16 protein-coding genes and 1 pseudogene are annotated in these 17737 nt (G+C 51.3%); 7 read left to right on the top strand and 10 right to left on the bottom strand.

Annotated elements, in window-relative coordinates:
• The first annotated feature begins 424 nt into the window (after positions 1-424).
• The gene (locus PsW74_RS12770; protein ID WP_063286570.1) at positions 425-1909 is read left to right on the top strand and encodes a hypothetical protein; all 1485 of its coding nucleotides are present in this window, start codon (positions 425-427) and stop codon (positions 1907-1909) included.
• 240 nt (positions 1910-2149) lie between these two features.
• On the opposite strand, the gene PsW74_RS29715 is transcribed toward PsW74_RS12770, so the two are convergent.
• The 3 genes from PsW74_RS29715 to PsW74_RS12760 all read right to left on the bottom strand — a co-directional run bounded on the left by PsW74_RS29715 (position 2150) and on the right by PsW74_RS12760 (position 4004).
• Positions 2150-2305 (bottom strand): hypothetical protein, encoded by a 156-nt coding sequence (locus PsW74_RS29715; protein WP_244271712.1) that lies wholly within the window; start codon positions 2303-2305, stop codon positions 2150-2152.
• A 227-nt stretch (positions 2306-2532) separates the two neighbouring features.
• Entirely contained in the window at positions 2533-3048 is a 516-nt protein-coding gene (locus tag PsW74_RS12765; RefSeq protein WP_063286569.1) for a hypothetical protein, read from the bottom strand.
• Between the two features lie 65 nt (positions 3049-3113).
• Entirely contained in the window at positions 3114-4004 is an 891-nt protein-coding gene (locus tag PsW74_RS12760) for a LysR family transcriptional regulator (RefSeq protein WP_063286568.1), read from the bottom strand.
• A gap of 121 nt (positions 4005-4125) precedes the next feature.
• Between PsW74_RS12760 and PsW74_RS12755 the strand changes: the two genes are divergently transcribed.
• A complete protein-coding gene (locus tag PsW74_RS12755; RefSeq protein ID WP_063286567.1) occupies positions 4126-5118 on the top strand; it encodes a zinc-dependent alcohol dehydrogenase family protein in 993 nt (330 codons plus the stop codon).
• Positions 5119-5183: 65 nt separating this feature from the next.
• Here PsW74_RS12755 and PsW74_RS12750 read toward each other — a convergent pair whose 3' ends face one another.
• Positions 5184-5636: an Lrp/AsnC family transcriptional regulator gene (locus PsW74_RS12750; RefSeq protein ID WP_063286566.1), complete on the bottom strand. Its 453-nt coding sequence runs from the start codon at positions 5634-5636 to the stop codon at positions 5184-5186.
• Between the two features lie 120 nt (positions 5637-5756).
• On the opposite strand from PsW74_RS12750, the gene rocF reads away from it, so the two are divergent.
• Positions 5757-6683 carry an arginase gene (gene rocF, locus PsW74_RS12745; RefSeq protein ID WP_063286565.1) on the top strand — a complete coding sequence of 309 codons (927 nt, stop codon included), beginning with the start codon at positions 5757-5759 and terminating at the stop codon, positions 6681-6683.
• 37 nt (positions 6684-6720) lie between these two features.
• On the top strand, positions 6721-7749 hold the full coding sequence (locus tag PsW74_RS12740; protein ID WP_063286564.1) for an ornithine cyclodeaminase: 1029 nt from the start codon (positions 6721-6723) through the stop codon (positions 7747-7749).
• A 139-nt stretch (positions 7750-7888) separates the two neighbouring features.
• Here the strand turns inward: PsW74_RS12740 and PsW74_RS12735 are convergent, their stop codons facing one another.
• Complete coding sequence (locus PsW74_RS12735) at positions 7889-8677, bottom strand: hypothetical protein (protein ID WP_063286580.1); 789 nt, start codon at positions 8675-8677, stop codon at positions 7889-7891.
• Positions 8678-9704: 1027 nt separating this feature from the next.
• On the opposite strand from PsW74_RS12735, the pseudogene PsW74_RS12725 reads away from it, so the two are divergent.
• Positions 9705-10010: pseudogene (locus tag PsW74_RS12725) on the top strand (NIPSNAP family protein).
• 27 nt (positions 10011-10037) lie between these two features.
• On the opposite strand, the gene PsW74_RS12720 reads toward PsW74_RS12725, so the two are convergent.
• A complete protein-coding gene (locus PsW74_RS12720) occupies positions 10038-10640 on the bottom strand; it encodes a hypothetical protein (protein WP_063286562.1) in 603 nt (200 codons plus the stop codon).
• 372 nt (positions 10641-11012) lie between these two features.
• On the opposite strand from PsW74_RS12720, the gene PsW74_RS12715 reads away from it, so the two are divergent.
• Both PsW74_RS12715 and PsW74_RS12710 read left to right on the top strand, forming a co-directional pair.
• Positions 11013-11999 (top strand): nucleoside recognition protein, encoded by a 987-nt coding sequence (locus PsW74_RS12715; protein WP_208980852.1) that lies wholly within the window; start codon positions 11013-11015, stop codon positions 11997-11999.
• A 100-nt stretch (positions 12000-12099) separates the two neighbouring features.
• Entirely contained in the window at positions 12100-13263 is a 1164-nt protein-coding gene (locus tag PsW74_RS12710) for a nitroreductase family protein (protein WP_063286561.1), read from the top strand.
• 10 nt (positions 13264-13273) lie between these two features.
• On the opposite strand, the gene PsW74_RS12705 is transcribed toward PsW74_RS12710, so the two are convergent.
• From PsW74_RS12705 to PsW74_RS12690, 4 genes are all read right to left on the bottom strand, one after another.
• The gene (locus PsW74_RS12705) at positions 13274-14413 is read right to left on the bottom strand and encodes a hypothetical protein (RefSeq protein ID WP_082830554.1); all 1140 of its coding nucleotides are present in this window, start codon (positions 14411-14413) and stop codon (positions 13274-13276) included.
• Between the two features lie 136 nt (positions 14414-14549).
• Positions 14550-15278 (bottom strand): MBL fold metallo-hydrolase, encoded by a 729-nt coding sequence (locus PsW74_RS12700; RefSeq protein WP_063286560.1) that lies wholly within the window; start codon positions 15276-15278, stop codon positions 14550-14552.
• Between the two features lie 191 nt (positions 15279-15469).
• Positions 15470-16765, bottom strand: coding sequence for an amidohydrolase family protein (locus PsW74_RS12695; RefSeq protein WP_063305833.1), 1296 nt, complete (start codon positions 16763-16765; stop codon positions 15470-15472).
• Between the two features lie 27 nt (positions 16766-16792).
• The gene (locus tag PsW74_RS12690) at positions 16793-17734 is read right to left on the bottom strand and encodes an ABC transporter permease (RefSeq protein ID WP_063286558.1); all 942 of its coding nucleotides are present in this window, start codon (positions 17732-17734) and stop codon (positions 16793-16795) included.
• Positions 17735-17737 lie beyond the last annotated feature (3 nt).

The following is a 17737-nucleotide window of genomic DNA, read 5'->3' as shown; positions in this document are numbered from 1 at the left end:
GGGACAAACTTTCAGACAAACTCGCAATGCTAGAAAAGACTTTTGAATCTTATAATCATGTGTTCCTCCTGTGCTGCAATAAACAACAATGCTGTGCGTTGTTGTTTCCCCATGTCAAATGCGTGGCCCCCAGCAGGGTGGCATTTCCATTAGATGCGAGGTAGCTATGTCTGATTGATGATGCCTTGCCCAATATGCACGCTCAATCCAGTTGGACCAAGTAGACCAACCTTAAGCTGAAAGACTGAACGGGGTGGAAATGAAGGCCGGGGAATCTTAAATACAAGCAAATGATGCTCGCCAAAAGTGAAGGAAATTTTGAGAGCAGAACTTTATGGGAAATAAATTCTAAATATTTAAGTTTATTTACAAATAATCCAAGTGAACGATTGAACTCCTCGGCGAGATAAAAGGGTCATCGAAAATGAATCAAGAATTACTGCCAATTGAGATTGTAGAAAACATCAATGAATTAGATAATTTGGAAATTGGTGTAATAAATGAAGAGAAAATTTTTGCGCTTGAAGGAAAATATCTTCTCTTCCTCAATAGTGTTAGGGAAGCCAAATTCAGAACAATTCTATTTCTTTGGAAAAAACAACACATTTTGGATTTCAAGTATAAATTGGCAAAATTCATTGATAGTTACAGTGATGATGATATCCGTATTAAGCGTCTACTAATTCAATACCTTAATCGTGTTGGCAATCACCGTCTTCTTAGAGAGATACTGTCATCAGCGAGTTATTCAAGCTTGGAAGATGCAGCGATTGAGAAAATATTGCAAGCCCATTGCAAACAGTTTGGAGATTTAGAAGAATCTACCGGAGAAATTGCAATTCACGGTAGTATTATTCTGAATGTACCAAGCCAAAACGAAGCACCCAGCAGTAGGGGCGTCAGCCGTGTTGAGGACGAATACAAAAAGACTTGGGACGCCGAAGTTAGACGAATTAATAGATGTTCACACGATGGAGCAGCAAATTCTTTAGCGATGCTTTATCTCAAGGCATATGAGGCTCTACCTAGATGGGGCCTTTTAGGAGATGCGGCTATTGGCGAATTGTTAAGAAAAGACTTCATGGACGCAGATTTGCCATTCAACGGAATCGAAACAGCCTATCGCATTGGTGTATGTGGAGAGAACTACCAGATTATTAGTTTCCAGAGCGCAATTAGCTCTGCAAAAAAATTGATTGAAGCTGGAAAAGTTGATGTCGTCGTTGAATTAGGGTCGGGTTCTAGTTCTAATCTCTTTCATTGCTTTCATGCACTTGATTTTAATTATAGAGATAATGTTACTTTTATTGGTGCAGAGTTTACCGAGCAAGGTCGTAAAGCCGCCGACCTGATTCACAGCCTACAGCCGGACATGAATTTTAAAAGCGTTGCGTTTAACTACTATGAACCTGATTTCTCATTTTTAAACGAGCTGAAATCCAAAAACGTTTTTTTCTTTTCTAACCATTCAATCGAACAGATCCCGCTGCTGCCTGCTTCATTCTTTAAAAAGATGATTACCGAGACAAATGACTGTTATTGCGTCCACAATGAACCAGTCGGTTGGCAGTTATTACCTGCATTGGTTGAAGCTCGGAAGAATATGGACAGGGCGTTTTTCGCCAAAATAAAAGACAATATGACTACACAACCTATCAAAACAACGGTGCAAGAAGAAGAAATATTTGGTAGAAGGTACTCTAAAAATATAGTGTCTTATAATAGTGCATGGTGGTCTTATCATAAGAGCTATAACACTAATTTGATCTCTTTATTGAAAGCATTGGAAGCCCAAGGAGATATTTGTCTTAAAAAGATAGTAAAGCATCACACGGCAGGAAATCTGATTAACAATATCGTTGGAAATCCTCTAAATCCTTCAACATTCATAGAATGGCAAAAAAAGTAATAGCTTGTATGCCCAATTTTCCTTCTCGCGGAGCAAGATTGCCGGTCATAAATTGAGATGGCTTTTGCCAAGTTCAAGACATTGATCCGTTAGGCAGCTGCCATCACGGGATTGTTGTATGAAGTAGTTTTTTCTACGTAGCTTTATGACGATCTCTAGTTCTGAAGCTTAGTTTATGCCGATTAAACACTATGCTGATCCTCGTCACAATTTTTGCTAATCCGAACGCAAGGTGAAGAACTAGTCGGCATGTAGCAAGAGTTTGCCTTGCGTAGTGACATTTCCCTCTGGATGGACACCAGCTTTGCCAACAGTTGGTTGTCTTTTGCGGGCCAGCAGTGTGATCGACCCATCATATACTCTGATCGTACCAGTAATACCTGTTTGATAGTTCATTTTATCATCAGTCTTGCTCCAAGCCAGTTGCAAGGATTTATGCGCTCCATATTGGGCTTAATGAAGCTAGCATTGCCGGTTTATTATTGCTCCACCCTGTCCAGTTGAGCTGGAGGATTAAAGCTTTCACACCCTAAGTTAAAGGATAAGCAAACTCCTTCTGTCTTTGTGATAGATAGCGCAGGTTTGAAGGTATTTGGGATTAGTAAATGGATGTAATAAGACTTTTAGCGTACGCCTACGAGCAAAACTTGCGCTTGCAGGATGTGCTTGTAGTAGATCTCACCACGCTCTGCGGCGAACATGTCGATGGTGAGGGTCTGCACAGAGAGGATCATGAGCGCTATTCCAATTGCCTGAAGGTGCGCGTTGCTGGACAGGAAGAAGAGCGCGAGACCGCCCAGAGCAAACGCAATTGCAAGCGGATAGGTGATACGGAAGATTTGCTCAAATCCTTCCACGCGCTGTTTTTCTTCTGCAATGAAGCCAGCAGGATCAGTCTCGTATTGCTCAGCAAACGTGGTCATTCGCTGGGTGTTGCTGACGACACCAAAGACACTTGTTGAAACACCAATGAGACCCAGCACAATGAGCGGGATCATCATAGCCTTGGCATGTGGTGTGGTGCCAAACCAGCCAAAGGCAATGCCTGAGAGCAATAATGTCAAGCCAAACGCGCCGAAGAGCGACGCTTCCAGAATCTCGCCTTTGCACCATTGCAGGGTGTAGTGAATGAAGTCCATTTGGCACCTCGATGAGTTATCGCTGCTTCAACTAAGTGAACATCGTTCTCTTGTCAATTCCAGTATTAATCCGACGCTTTGATTTGCCTGATTATGAAGTCGGTGAAGACCTTGATCTTGGGAGAAATCTGTTCGCGTTTCAGGTAGATCGCATAGGTCGAGGTTTGCTGACCGTGGGGACTGAAGGTCAGATCGGGCAGCACCTGAACGAGATCGCCTTTATCAAGCTCGGGGCGTACGGCCCAGTGAGGGATAAGTGCCAGTCCCCCATGATTGAGGATCAGCTGCTTTTGTCCGTTGACGCTGTTTGTTTCAAGCGCATCGCCCAATGTCAGCCTTTCAATTTTCTCCGAGATTTGAAACCAGTTGGCCCATCCCGCATAGCCGTATTTGATGCAGCAGTGATGTGAAAGGTCATCTGCGGTTTCTGGTGTGCCTGCGCGTTGTAGATAGGTTGGGCTGGCACAAATGATGAAGTTGTTGGGCAGCAGATGCCGGGCAATGAGTGAGGAATCTGACAGTTTTCCGCTTCGGATTGCAACGTCGACGCCTTCCTCAATCAAGTCCACGACACGCTCAGTGAGCTCCACCTTGATGTTCAGTTTGGGATGGTTCGCAAGAAACTCTGGCACAAGCGGCAGGATGACGGTTTCACCAAAACCAACGGTCGAGCTGATTGTGAGGGTGCCCTGAGGCTCCTGTTGCAGATCACTGATCGCGCGTTTGGCTTCATCAAGGTCCGAGAGGATTTGCCGTGAGTAGCTGTAAAAGCGCAGTCCAGCCTCAGTTGGTGAGATTTTTCTTGTGTTCCGGTTCAGCAACCGAACGCCAAGCTCTTCCTCAAGGCTCACAATTTGCCGAGAGATTGAGGAGGGCTGCAGGTCAAAACGGCGGCTGGCCTCCGTGATGCTGTGCGCTTCCATCACCGCGTTGAAATAAGCGATCCGTTTCATCATGACAGCATCCTCCTCAATTTCTATTATTGCTTTATACGCATAAATGATTTGTTTGTTGCCGTATTGTTCTGCGCTAATTGCAAAAATAAGTTTGCCTCACGAATAACAAATGAGGCTTCCCATGAAAGCGATGATTTTGAACGGGCTGGGCGCGAGCGATGTGTTTGAGCTGGCTGAGATTGAAAAACCAACGGTCTGTGCCGGACATCTGGTCGTGAAGGTATGCGCGGCCAGTGTGAACCCTCTGGACACAATGTTGCGATCCACAGAGACACCGTGGTCTGAAAACCTGCCTCAGGTTCTGCACGGAGATGTTGCAGGTATTGTAGAAGAGGTTGGTGCGGACGTTCCACGGTTTAAAGTGGGAGACCGGGTTTATGGCTGTGCTGGTGGTGTAGCAGGCATTAATGGTGCGCTGAGTGAGTACATGCTGGTTGATGCAGACCTGATGGCCCACAAGCCCACTTCGTTGACCATGCGCCAGGCAGCGGCACTGCCATTGGTCTCCATCACCGCTTGGGAAGCATTGGTGCAGAAGCTGAGGATTTCAGCGGGCGATAAAGTGCTGGTGCATGGTGCAACCGGTGGGGTTGGTCACATTGCAGTGCAGCTTGCCAAGGCTTTGGGGAGTGAGGTGACAACGACTTCACGTTCCAAGAAACTCACAGCAGCTCAGAAGCTTGGTGCAGACCATGTGGTGAATGCGGACGAGACATCCGTTGCCGAGTACGTTGCTCAGCACACCGGAGGCGAAGGGTTTGATGCTGTCTTTGATACCATTGCCGGAGAGCATATTCAGAAGAGCTTTGAAGCTGCTCGCATGAATGGCGCAGTTGCTACGATCCTGCCGATTGCAGATGTTTTGCAGGTGGCGTTGAAAGGCCTCAGCTTCCACAGTGTGCTCATGTTAATCCCGATGGTGACGGGCAAGAGCCGGCGTGTGCATGGTGAGATTTTGGAGCAGATTGCCAAGCTGGTTGACGATGGCAAGATCACGCCTCTGCTGGACGAGACTGAGTTCTCAATAACAGATGTGGCAAAGGCTCATGACCGGCTTCAATCCGGCGCTGCGGTTGGCAAGGTTGTCATGGAAGGCTTCCACGCAAAAGCTTAGTTAGCTTAAGCGACCGCCAGTGTGGATTTCTTGTGCTGGCGGTTTCATCTCAAGCGTTGAGTGACCTAATCCAGCATCACGTTGCGGCGGGCTTCGTTGGTGCGTTTGGTGGAGAGGAGCAGGTTGGTTTCACTGGCTGAGATGCCGTCAATCAGACGGATACGGCGCAGAACATCATCGAAGTGGACCAGCGTGTCAGTTCCCAGTTCCAGGATCAGATCCCACTTGCCGTTTGTTGTGTGCAAGGCAGTGACCTCGGTCATCTTGTTCAGATGATCGACGATGCGCTGGGTGCCCTTCCCTTCGATCTTGATCATCATAATGCCACGAACAGGTTGTTCAAAGACATCGCCCCGCAGCACGACTGTGTAGCCGAGAATGTCGCCGATGGACTTCAAACGCTCCATACGTGAGCGCACAGTCGAGCGAGAAATCTTCAGCTCAAGGGCTAGATCAGAAACGCTCGCACGCGCATTTCTACGTAGTGTCGCGATGATTTTTTGATCTATATCATCCAAAGTGCGTAACCTTACTTACCAATCTGGCCAATGCGACCACCATTTTGATCACAATGCCAGCTTTTTACCGCCACTTCCACAAGGATAATACCCCATATCGGATTTAATCGGGAAGTGGGAATGAAGAATACCGTTGTGCTCGTCGGGGCACCTGTACAGACAGGAACCAACATTCAGGGCTGCTTGATGGGCCCGGATGCTCTGCGAACTGCCGGACTGCAAGACTCCCTGGAAGCACTGGGCTACTCCGTTATAGACCGAGGCAACATTTTACCAGAGGCAAGTCGGGATCGGGTTCATTCCAACAGCGCTGTCCACCATTTGAGTGAGACAATCAGCTGGACTGAGAAGCTCCATGACGTTGCTTTAGCGGAAATTCGTGAAGGTCATCTGCCCGTCTTCCTCGGTGGTGATCACTCCATGGCAGCGGGAACTGTCAGCGGTATTGCCCGTGCGGCGGCAGAAGCTGGCGAAGAGCAGTTTGTGCTCTGGCTGGATGCGCATCCTGATTTCCATAATCTCAGCACAACGACCAGCGGCAATCTGCACGGCACGCCCGCGGCTTACTTTTGTGGTCTCTCCGGTTTTGAGGGGTATTATCCGGAGCTGAACACAACGATCAAGCCAGAGAATATCTGCATGATGGGCTTGCGGTCCGTCGACAATGCAGAGCGGGCTGCCCTGCAGAAAACCGGCATTGAGACCTACGACATGCGCCGGATTGATGAGAACGGTGTAGTCAAGCCAATCAATGAGTTTCTGGAGCGTGTGAAGGCCGCCAATGGCCGTCTGCACCTGAGCTTTGATGTGGACTTTCTGGACCCAGACATTGCACCAGCAGTGGGCACGACTGTTCCAGGCGGTGCGACCTTCCGTGAAGCGCATCTGATTATGGAGATGCTCTGCGACAGTCAGTTGGTCACCTCTGTGGATCTGGTTGAGCTGAACCCATTCCTGGATGTACGTGGCCGGACAGCGACTTTGATGGCAGATCTGGTTTCCAGCTTGTTTGGCAAGCAGGTGCTGGACCATCCAACTCGCGCCTGACCTCAAGCAACATAATAAAAACTTTAGGAAGTCCCATATGGTCCAGTTCGTAAGCGTTTCTAAAATTTTGGATTTGGTCAACAAACACGGTGTCGAGACTGTTTTGAAAGGCATGACCGAGTATGTGGAGGAAGATTACCGCCGCTGGTCTCTGTTTGACAAAACACCTCGTGTTGCGAGCCATTCCAAAGTTGGCGTTATCGAACTGATGCCGACCAGCGACGGGGAGCTGTACAGCTTCAAATATGTGAACGGTCATCCGAAGAACACCAAGGAAGGCAAGCAGACAGTGACTGCGTTTGGCATGCTTGCTGATGTGGACACGGGCTATCCGTTCTTCCTCTCCGAGATGACTGTTTTGACTGCTCTGCGTACTGCTGCGACCTCTGTTATGGCGGCAAAGCATCTTGCGCGAGCAGATTCCAAAACCATGGCGATCATCGGCAATGGGGCTCAGTCCGAGTTTCAGGCGCTGGCGTTTAAGGCAGTGATGGGTATTACCAACTTGCGCCTGTTTGATACGGATGCGGAAGCGACAGAGAAGTGTGCGGCGAACCTTGATGGTAAAGGCTTTACCATCACCATCTGCCGCAGCTCTGAAGAAGCGATCACGGGTGCGGATATCATCACCACGGTGACGGCGGATAAGCAGCAAGCCACCATCCTGACCGACAACATGGTTGGGGCTGGTGTGCATATCAACGCGATTGGTGGCGACTGCCCTGGCAAGACCGAGCTGCACAAGGACATTTTGCTGCGCTCCAAGATTTTCGTTGAATACCCGGAGCAAACCCGCGTTGAAGGCGAGATCCAACAGCTGGATGATGACTATCCGGTTGTTGAGCTTTGGGAAGTGATTACAGGAGCTGCTGAGGGCCGCACCACCGAGCGCGATATTACCTTGTTCGACTCTGTTGGCTTTGCCATCGAGGACTTTTCCGGCCTGCGCTACATCTATGATCTTGTGAAGCAGGACGAAACAACTGAGGAGCTGGAGATCATTGCTGAACCGGCTGATCCGCGCAATCTCTTTGGCCTTTTAGAAGTTAAACAAGCTGCCGAGTAAGAGCAGCGGTCATCGTTAAACTATCCCTTGCCCGGGGTTTGTAAGCGCCTGCCCACCTAGCAGGCGCTTCTTTTTTGCTTTGTTGGCTTAGGAGCTTAGCAAAGGCAGGCGACTAAGGTTCGGCGCTTTTCCTGATCATTTACAGGATAGACTCGATGTGAACTTTCTTTGCTTCTTCCCAGATCGCATCAATGAAGATACTGATGGTCTCGCGCAGTTCAACGCTGTTGTTTGGATCGACCTGTTCAGCAAGGAGCTCATCAAACAATCCTGCTTCTACAACTCGGCCTTCCACGACCTCCGCAATCTCAGGGGTGTACTTTTGTGCGATGAACTCGGTGATCACATCAAGTGTATCCACGGCTGCCTGCCTGATCTCAATGTCCGGGACAGAGAAATCTCCAGTCAGCAAGTTTGCCGGAAGCACAGAGGCCACGTCATGGTTTTCCGGCTCTGCTGCTTTTGCTTCGACTTTCGAAATAAACGCTGCAGTTTCCTCATCTTGTATAGCGCCGTTAGAACTCGACGCTGCATATTTTGCAGCTGTTACTTCGTGATCGGAAATTAACGCGGCGAGTGGATCGCTATTCAATTTTTCGTCTGCATAGTGAACACCGGTTACGACCTGTCTTGATGTCAGGCTGTGGTTTTGGCCAGCTGAGAAACCGCAGGCGTTGCAGGCCTGATCGTACGCTTGTGTTCCAAGGGTTGCGCCATACTTGTCCTGAAGGGCAGTCCGGAACGCTCCCTGATCTGCTGCTTTTTGAGAATCTAGGTTGCCCTGCAGAGCAAGCCAGGAGACAAAACGACCCTGTATAGACGTGCTTGCCTGACGGGTTTGCACATTCCCATCCGCAACCGTCAGCTTTTGAGAAGGCGCTGAATCGACCGCGATATTCTGAAAATTGCTCAAGCTAACTGAAGTCATAGTGTCCATCCCATTCTGCTGGTTTCTTTTGTAATGGGATCAGGCTAACGCTAAGTCAGAAACGCCCCTGTTTTATTCATCACAGCGCTCATGACACCTGAGTAACAACTCTGTCAGATAGGGGATGAGAAGCAGTCATTGTTGGCCATTTTTATGGAGTAAGGAGCTGAAAGGCTTTGACTTTATGAGAGGCGACGCGAACTTGACCACGCCCGCCTAAAACCGTGAATAACTGAATCAATTTCAGCCAACCCAAGCTGTTTTGTTCAGTTTGGCGTTGTTGGAGAGTTCCGAATTAAGCCGCAACTCAAATCTGCCAGTTATTGAAGTCAGAGTTTAAAGGCAAGCATGACAATCGTGAGTGAGAGCCCAAAGCAGTCTTTCTTCATGCTCTCACCAAGTTACACCCATGCCACTTTACCTATGCGGGCTCTGGATGCATCCTCACTCACTTGTTGCGCTGATTGTAGCAAGCCCGCATTTTTGCTGTCTCACGAGAGCTTAACTTTGCTTTTGGACGATAGATATCAAACTCAAATGTTTCGCTACGGCCAGCATCAGCACGAAACCCCTGAGGTGCATTTGGTTTGATCTCTTTCAAGCATGACCCGTACGCTTTGAAAGAGATAAAGGCGCGCTTACTTTGTTCGCTTGAGCCACAAGCGCCCAGAAGGCTGAGCATTGCGATTGAGGCCAGCACGAGGGGCGCAGATTTCATTTTCATAAAGCAGAGCTTTCGTTGTTTGGGTGACACTTCTTATGATTTGATCGCTTCACGTTTACGACAAAGCCAGTGCTCTTGAATGCGCCAATTTTGGTTGCTTCAAAATGAGCGTTACTGAGCTTCTGACATGCCGAAAATCGACGGCATGGATACCACAAAAAGTGAGAGGCACAACATGGCGACGGCGCTAAAATCTCGTTAGAAGCAAATTACAACTTCAGGCACAACCTTGCCGGAATACCCGCTCTGATATAAGACTGCGTCCTCTTATTATCGCTGAAATTTAAAGGGGCTCGTGCGGCTATGATTACTTGTTATGTGCATTATGAGTTGAACCCGGCAAAGGTTGCTGAGTTTGAGCATTATGCCCGGCTTTGGATTCCGTTGGTTGAGAAGTTTGGTGGCCAGCATCACGGGTATTTTCTGCCCCATGAAAGCGCGAATGATTTGGCGTTGGCTTTGTTCTCGTTTCCATCGCTCGCAGCCTATGAGTAGTATCGCAAAGACAGCATGGAAGATGAAGACTGCCAGAAGGCCTTTGCCTATGCTGAAGAGACACAGTGCATCCGCCGGTATGACCGCCAATTTTTGCGGCCTGTGCTGAAGTAACCCGGGGAGTAGTGCCTGAGGTGAAGCCTACTTTGTGTGTTTCAAAGAGTATTCGACCACCTTGTCGCCTGCGATAAGCAAGAGGAGTTTCTTGGAGTCTCGTTTCACTTCAACAGGGCATTTCTTGGAGGCTTCGGCTTTGATTTCCGTGAGTTTTTTGTCGAGGGCGGCGAGTTCACGTTCGGCTTTCCGGAAGTCATTCCGTTTTTTGCTAGCTTTTTTCCAATGAGGGGCAAGCTTTAGGAGGTTGGCTTGGGCTTCATCATACTCTTTGTCTTCACTGAGTTTTTTGACGTCGCCTTTGTTTTTCTTGCTTGCCTCATTCAACTGGGTGACCAGCTTGTTGTAAAGCTTGTCGAGGTCCTCAAAACCGCTGCTTTCGCGCTCCAATGAGTTTTTGAGCCGCGTCAGCTTTCCGTGCGCTTCAGAGATTTTGGAGACTTTTGGGGAGTCCTCAACAGCTGCCTCATAACTTTTTTCAAGGAAGGTCTTATTGCCCAACTCTTTGTCAAACTTGGTAATGTCCAGCAGGTGAATGCCGTGTTTGTGGTCCATCTTCTGTTTGAGATCAGAGAAGCCACTGCGGAAATCAGAAAGGTTCTTAAAGGTTTTCAGGGTTTTTCCGGCCATTTTTCTCACCTGCTTTTGCTCTTTCAAAAAACGCTAATGCAAAACAGGCAAGCTCAAAAGGAAGAGGTCTTTCATTAGTTAAGCAAAGCAGAACCGGAGGTGACAAAAGCAAGAGTTACAGCGAGACAATTCGTATTGGTCTGTCTGAAAGACTAAGCCGGAAACGGCACAGGTCTTCCCCCGCGCACAAACGTTCCTTTGAGAATTTAAAGTGGGTGGGTTGAGTAAAATACTATTTCCTTAAAACCTGAAATATCCTAGTAGTTTTGCTGGGCAATGCAGCAAGGGCCGACCCTTTTGATTTTCCCAACCTCCGTTCACTCGCAGTGCTTTGAGCAAGACAAAGCGCGCGCAGCATTGGTTTGTCAAAAAATGAAAAGCTTCACCGCCGCTTGTCAAAAGATTGCAAAAGACTCCGTCGGTCTGTTCTGGATTATGGTCAAGACCATGGTTCCCGTGATGATCCTTGTGCGCATTCTGATGGAATTAGGGCTGGTTGATTATCTTGGCGTTGCGCTTGAACCGCTGATGGGCCTGATGGGACTGCCTGCTGCGACGGGGCTTGTTCTTGCTGTTGGTTTGCTGGTGAGCACTTATTCTGCCGTGGCTGTCATGCTGACGATTTTACCACTGGTGTCGCTGAGTGTTGCTGATGTGACCGTGCTGCTTTCTGTGGTCCTGATCGCCCATGCTTTGCCACTCGAGCAGAGTATCTCCCGCCGTGCCGGGATCAGCTTTGTGTTTTCCTCCAGCCTGCGTTTCGTGGTGGGCATCACCTACGGCATGGTGTTGAACCTGTTTTACTCTGCGGGTGGCTGGCTGCAGCAGCCGATCCAGCTTGACTGGCTACCTTTCGCGCCAACGATTGAAGAGACATGGTTGCAGTGGGGCTATTCCAGTGCGTCTCTGCTCTTCACCATGTTCTGGATTATCATGGGGCTGATCATCTTCCTGAAACTGCTGGAACTGATGAAGATCACCGACCTGATTGGCTGGCTGCTCTCTCCATTGCTGCGCCTCATGGGCATCAGCAAGGCGGCAACGCCGATCACCATGGTTGGTGTTTTGCTTGGGCTTTCTTACGGTGGTGGTCTCATCATCAAAGAAGCGCAGGAAGGCAAGTTATCCTCTCGCGATGTTGTGTTGTCGCTCTCCTTCATGGGCATCTGCCATGGGTTGATTGAGGATCCGCTGGTGATGATGGCATTTGGCGCGCACTGGTCCGGCGCACTGGTTGGGCGCTTTGTGTTCTGCGTTGCAGCGATGGCGCTGATTGGTCGCTTGATCCAGATGATGCCGGAGGACGCATTCAACCGGTTCCTTTACCGCCCAGCGAAAACAGCCAAGGCGGTTGGCTGATACTCTATCCTGTTCCTGATGCATAGTTACGTTTCAGGAACACGCCTCGCTTAAGATGTTTTGCAGTGAGCCTCCTCTGGTCTGATTGCGGAACACGTGCATGAACGAAACACCTCCTCAAGAGACGCGCACCCCTAACGAGGCCTGGTTTGAAACCAGGTGGTGGTGGCGGGTGAAGATGTGGCTGCAGTGGACCAGCTGGCTGCAGTACCTGCCCAATCTGGTGGCTGTGGTGCTGTTGCTGGTGTTGGCTGGGATCGGTGCGCTGGTCGGGTGCTGGCCATTTCTGTTGGTGGATCTGCCGCTTGTTCTTGCTGGACTGCTGTTTCTCAATCTGATTTTCGATGTGGTTACAGTTCGGTATAGCTTTCACCCGGAAGAGCCACTGCCAACCAGCCTTGAGCATCTGGGTGCCTTTGAGTTGCTGCGGGCGCGGGTCTCGTGCCGGTCCTTTCAAAAGCGGTTGATGAGCGAAGAGCATCGCCAAATGGTGCTTTCATTGGCAGAGCGGACTAGCAGGCCAGAGCATTGTCTGAGCCCTCACCCCATTCGCTTTGAGTATGTCGACAATCCGCTTGTGGTTTGGCCTGCTGTTGGGACGCATGAGTTTTTGGTGGCTATTGCACCGCGTGCGTATCATGAGATGGCGGTGGTGGATGTGGGGCGCAGTTTGCAGAAGGTGGTGATTGAGGCCACACGGCAAGGGCTGGCAACCTGCTGGATTGGGCCGGGAGCGGACCACAAGAGCATCATCAAGCACCTGGGTGAACGGTTTGATCCTGAGAAGGATCACATCATCTGCGTTTGCGGGTTTGGGTATCGCTCCCGCTACACCCCGCTGGCGATCCGCCTCATTCAGAAGACACAGCGGCATCGGCTGGATGTGCAGGACTTGTTCTTTGCAGATACTGGTTTCACCAAACCGCTAAACACGAACGCACGGCCTTATCGGGATTTCGGGCGATGCTATGAGATGTGCCAATGGTCGCCCTCCTCCTATAATGCACAGCCGACACGGGGTGTCATGCTTGCGGAGAATGCGCGGATACGGCGGGTGGATTTTTGTGCGGCGACGCATTCACGGTACTACGCCATGGTGGCCTTGGGGATCTGGCTGGCGAACTGGGAATGCGGGTGTGAGGTGCTTGGCAAGGCGGGGCGGTTTGAGCAGCTCTCCTCTGAGAAACGTGGTGAAGGGCCGTTTCCGGATCTGCCGCGCTATGTCATCTCGTGGATGCCTGAGGAGATGGGCTCCTCAGGCTGAGCTTATCGGCTTAGACCCAGCGGACGTGCTTTGTGGTGTGGCTGGTGTGGTCGGCTGTTGATGGGCTGGCGTGTTTTTGTTGTGGTGATTTCAGCTCGCTCAACGCATCCTCGATGATATCGTTGAAACTCTCGACGGTGACGGAGCTCAGGAACGTCTCATCCTCCCGCTTCTCAATGAGCCGCTCAATAGCGAGATCGCGGATTGGCGGGATGTTGGCTGCAAAGTAGGTGCCTGTCGCCTCGCTGTCCCAGCCAATGCCAGGGACGCCGTGCTGCTCGGCCAGTGTGGGGAAATTCTCCCAGTTCAGCAGTCGCGACAGATCATGGATGGCGACTTCTGCATTTTCTGGCAGAGAGTGCAGGAAGCTTTGCTCTGCGTATTTCCAGACCTGCTTTTCAAAGCGCTCAACGGCGATCTTCATCGGATGAGGTGTCTCGGAAACTCTCAGAGCCTCCCCCTTCTCGACAGGTCTTTGGTCTCGCAGCACATTACGGTAGATACTCTGCAGCAGTTCATTGCCCCAAGCCTTGGAGGTGGCATTTTCGGCCAGGAGTGGATCATACTTCCCGGCAATTTCTGTGCTGAGGCGGGCCATCAGTTCCCGTTCTACGTGGAAGGGGTTCCGCTCCGTGTATTTGCCATCTGCGCGAGCAGCGAGAAGTTCGGTGTTTGTCTCCGGGGTCTCAATGATCTCACTTTGGAACGAAGGAACCGTCTGATGGGCCTTGTTCTGAACCAGATTGTTGATCGGATTGTGCTTCACATCTTCAGAGAGGGCCTTGATGCGCACTGCCGAGCTTTCGTTTCTCAGCACCTGATGTTCTGCAAAGGTGACGCCTTCCTGCACTTGCCGGGATGTCAGGCTGTGGCTTGTGCCAGGATTCTGGTCGCAAGCCCGACAGGCGGCCTGATAGGCTTTCTCGCCCAGCGTTTTGCCGTAGTGGTTGGTGAGCGCCAGACGGAAGGCGCCCTGATCTACTTGCTTTTGCTCAGCGCCTTCGGCCTGTTGCTTGACCCATGTGACGAGCCGGCCAGCGATTGCGGTGCTGGAGTGGGTCTTCACCTGTCCCTCAGCAACCGTGAGCTTGCCCTCCTGCGGGATGGTGTGTGCGGCGGAGACAAAACTGTTCAAACCAATCGCTGTCATTGTCCAACTCCCATGATGTCAGCGGCCCGGGCGTACTGCCCTCCCACCTTCCAGAGTAAGCAATGACTTTGCAGGTTGCTGTTCTGAGCGTCACAGGAGATGACTGGATTTTATAGGGAAGACTACGGAGTTGGCACTATTTGTCATGCTCCTTCAGGAAGGCATAGATGATTTCGTGGAGGCGTTTGCCGTCGAAGCTGGGGAAGTGACCGCCGTGGATGGTACGGACGGGGATGTCTAACAGACGCTTCATACTGGCGATGTAATCCGCCATGTTGGAATGGTAGCAGTCGGTCACCAGTGGGCCGTCATAGACGATATCTCCTGCGATCAGGGTTTCTGTCGCTTTTTCCCATAAGGCGATACCGCCAGGGGAATGGCCGGGTGTATGGATGACCTCGAAGTTTCGATCTCCGGTGGTGAGCACTTCGCCATCTTCCAGCAGGTGGCTGGCAGGGGCTGGTTTAACGGCGTATTCGGAAGACTTGTAGGGCTCTGGCGGAAGCGCATCGAAGATGTCGTCAGTTGCGTAAGGATCAGCCAGCGTGTTTTGACGGGTTGGGTGGGCCAACAGGTCAGCTTCTGCGATATGGATCAAGCGATGCGGGAATTCGTGGTGGCAGCCGATATGGTCAAAGTGGGTGTGACTGGCAACGGCCATGACGGACTTTTCAGCGGTGAGCGCAACATGCTCGCGCAGGCTGACCACGCCCATGCCGCTGTCCATCAACAGATCCTTGTGGCGTCCACGCACATGCCAGATGTTGCAGCGGTAGAACTGCTTGATGTAGGGCTCATCAATCAGCGTAATGTCATCTGCCAGTTTCGTAGTGCGATACCACTTTTGGGCCGGAATGCGTTCCACCGCTCATCCCTCCTGCTTGATCAGAGAGGTTCATCATAGCCAGCTCTGGTGTGCAGGGGGATAACTTATTTTGAAAGGGGTCTATTCCGCCCCGCAAAATGCTGCGGGACGGAGGAACGCAGGAAAAACGCAATCAACGCAAATGAACGCACATAGCAACGCAAGCGCGGTTTTGCGGGGTTGTCCCCGTTTTAGGCGTTGCTGCTTGGGGAGTAATCCGCGGCATTCACAGATTTTGGGCGGCCATCCAGAGAGAGGTTGGTGATGCGTGGGGCAGTTTCGGCGATGACCTTGCCGCGGCGGACCACGGCGAGGCGGGTTGCTTTCATGCGGAGGGCTTCAATGGCATCTTGTGCCTGAAGCAACACGAAGTCTGCGTTGCCGCCGACTTTGACGCCGTAACCTTCCAGCCCCATGATCTTTGCGGAGTTTGTTGTGACTGCCTCATAGCAATAGCGGATGTCATCACGACTGGAGAGCTGGCCTACATGCAGGCCCATGCTGGCAACTTCCAACATGTCTGCATTGCCCAGCGAGTACCAGGGATCCATCACACAGTCATGACCGAAGCCGACCGTGATGCCGAGTTCGCGCATTTCGCGCACGCGGGTCTGGCCACGGCGTTTTGGGTAGGTGTCGTGACGACCCTGAAGCATGATGTTGATCAACGGGTTGGCAATGGCACAGACATCGGCTTCCGCCATCAAAGGCAGCAGCTTGGAAACGTAATAATTGTCCATGGAATGCATGGAGGTGAGATGCGATCCTGTCACCCTGCCCTGCATGCCCAAGCGCTGGGTCTCGTAAGTCAGTGTCTCAATGTGGCGTGAGAGAGGATCATCGGATTCATCGCAGTGCACGTCCACCCGCAGGCCGCGTTGTGCTGCAATTTCCATGAGGGCCTTCACGGAGCGGGCACCGTCTTCCATAGTGCGCTCAAAGTGCGGGATGCCGCCGACCACATCTACACCCATATCCAGTGCGCGGAGCAGGTTGTTTTCCGCCGTTGGTGAACGGTAGAAGCCATCCTGCGGAAAGGCGACCAGCTGCAAATCGATATAAGGCGCAATGCGTTGCTTCACATCCAGCAGAGCTTCCACGCCGAGCAAACGATCATCACACACATCTACGTGGCTTCTGATAGCCAGCAGGCCTTGCGAGACTGCCAGATCGCAATAGCGCAGAGCACGTTCGACAACCGCATCAATGGTCAATAACGGTTTCAGCTCTCCCCAAAGGCTGATGCCTTCCAGCAAGGTGCCGCTCTCGTTCATTCTTGGCAAACCGAGGGAAAGGGTGGCATCCATATGGAAATGCGGGTCAACAAATGGCGCTGAGACCAGCTGGCCCTGAGCATCAATCACACGCTCCGCTTCTGCGGTGATGCCCTTTTCAATCGCGGTGATTGTGCCGTTTTTCACCGCGACATCTACACCAGCTTCGCCAGTGGTCAGAACTGCGTTTTGGACAAGGAGATCCAGAGACATGAGTGGTGCCTTTCTTGCTTTTCCAGCTTAACGCTGACCACGGAAATAAGGTTGCAGCAGGGCGCGCGGGTAGTCTGCCTTGCGAGCCACAAGCACCAGCGCCACGATGGATAGCAGATACGGGATCATCAGGAAGACCTGCGATGGGATCACCGCGCCGACCTCGTTTTGCAGGCGGATCTGGAAGGCATCAAACGCGCCAAACAGCAGTGCACCCAGCAAAGCCTTGCCCGGTCTCCAACTTGCAAACACCACCAGTGCAATGCAGATCCAGCCGCGTCCGTTGATCATGCCGAAGAAGAAGGCATCAAAGGCGGACATGGTGAGGAAGGCACCGCCCAGCGCCATCAACGCAGACCCGGCCATGATCGCCCCGATACGTAGCGCAAAGACCGAGAGGCCTTGTGCTTCAACAGCGGATGGATTGTCACCCACGGCGCGGATGGCGAGACCCAGCGGGGTGCGATAGAGCACGTAGCTGACCAGCAAGACCATGGCGAGTGCCAGAAAGGTCATGGATGTTTGCTGGAAGAGGGCTGGGCCAATAAAAGGCAGGTCTGAAAGAACCGGAATATCAAGCGGCTGGAATGCCTCGATCCGTGGTGGACTAGACACTTTTGGCAGAGCTGTGCGGTAGGTGAAGTAGCTGACCGAGGTTGCAAACATAGTTATGCCAAGGCCAGACACGTGCTGAGACAAGCCCAGCGGCACCGTGAGGATGCCGTGGAGCAAGCCGAAAAATGCCCCAGCCAGTGCTGCGACGAGGATGCCGCCCCAGAGGCCAGCTCCGAGCCAAACAGCCATCCAGCCACACATGGCGCCAACCACGAAGATGCCCTCAATACCGAGGTTGAGCACCCCTGCCCGCTCGCAGACCAAGGCACCTAATACACCAAAGATGAGCGGGGTTGCGATGCGGATGGCAGCAGCCCAGAAATTTGCGGAGAGAAGAATATCAATATATTCCATGTC

This window comes from Pseudovibrio sp. W74 (genome assembly GCF_001623085.1).
In the GTDB taxonomy this organism is placed as follows: Bacteria; Pseudomonadota; Alphaproteobacteria; order Rhizobiales; family Stappiaceae; genus Pseudovibrio.
The sequence above is the reverse complement of the archived record's forward strand: the minus strand, read 5'-3'. Positions and strand labels throughout refer to the sequence as shown.

Coding starts and splice junctions, on each gene's coding strand:
- PsW74_RS12770 (WP_063286570.1), top strand. CDS start 425: ATGAATCAAGAATTACTGCCAATTGAGATTGTAGAAAACATCAATGAA.
- PsW74_RS29715 (WP_244271712.1), bottom strand. CDS start 2,305: ATGAACTATCAAACAGGTATTACTGGTACGATCAGAGTATATGATGGG.
- PsW74_RS12765 (WP_063286569.1), bottom strand. CDS start 3,048: ATGGACTTCATTCACTACACCCTGCAATGGTGCAAAGGCGAGATTCTG.
- PsW74_RS12760 (WP_063286568.1), bottom strand. CDS start 4,004: ATGATGAAACGGATCGCTTATTTCAACGCGGTGATGGAAGCGCACAGC.
- PsW74_RS12755 (WP_063286567.1), top strand. CDS start 4,126: ATGAAAGCGATGATTTTGAACGGGCTGGGCGCGAGCGATGTGTTTGAG.
- rocF (WP_063286565.1), top strand. CDS start 5,757: ATGAAGAATACCGTTGTGCTCGTCGGGGCACCTGTACAGACAGGAACC.
- PsW74_RS12740 (WP_063286564.1), top strand. CDS start 6,721: ATGGTCCAGTTCGTAAGCGTTTCTAAAATTTTGGATTTGGTCAACAAA.
- PsW74_RS12735 (WP_063286580.1), bottom strand. CDS start 8,677: ATGACTTCAGTTAGCTTGAGCAATTTTCAGAATATCGCGGTCGATTCA.
- PsW74_RS12720 (WP_063286562.1), bottom strand. CDS start 10,640: ATGGCCGGAAAAACCCTGAAAACCTTTAAGAACCTTTCTGATTTCCGC.
- PsW74_RS12715 (WP_208980852.1), top strand. CDS start 11,013: ATGAAAAGCTTCACCGCCGCTTGTCAAAAGATTGCAAAAGACTCCGTC.
- PsW74_RS12710 (WP_063286561.1), top strand. CDS start 12,100: ATGAACGAAACACCTCCTCAAGAGACGCGCACCCCTAACGAGGCCTGG.
- PsW74_RS12705 (WP_082830554.1), bottom strand. CDS start 14,413: ATGACAGCGATTGGTTTGAACAGTTTTGTCTCCGCCGCACACACCATC.
- PsW74_RS12695 (WP_063305833.1), bottom strand. CDS start 16,765: ATGTCTCTGGATCTCCTTGTCCAAAACGCAGTTCTGACCACTGGCGAA.
- PsW74_RS12690 (WP_063286558.1), bottom strand. CDS start 17,734: ATGGAATATATTGATATTCTTCTCTCCGCAAATTTCTGGGCTGCTGCC.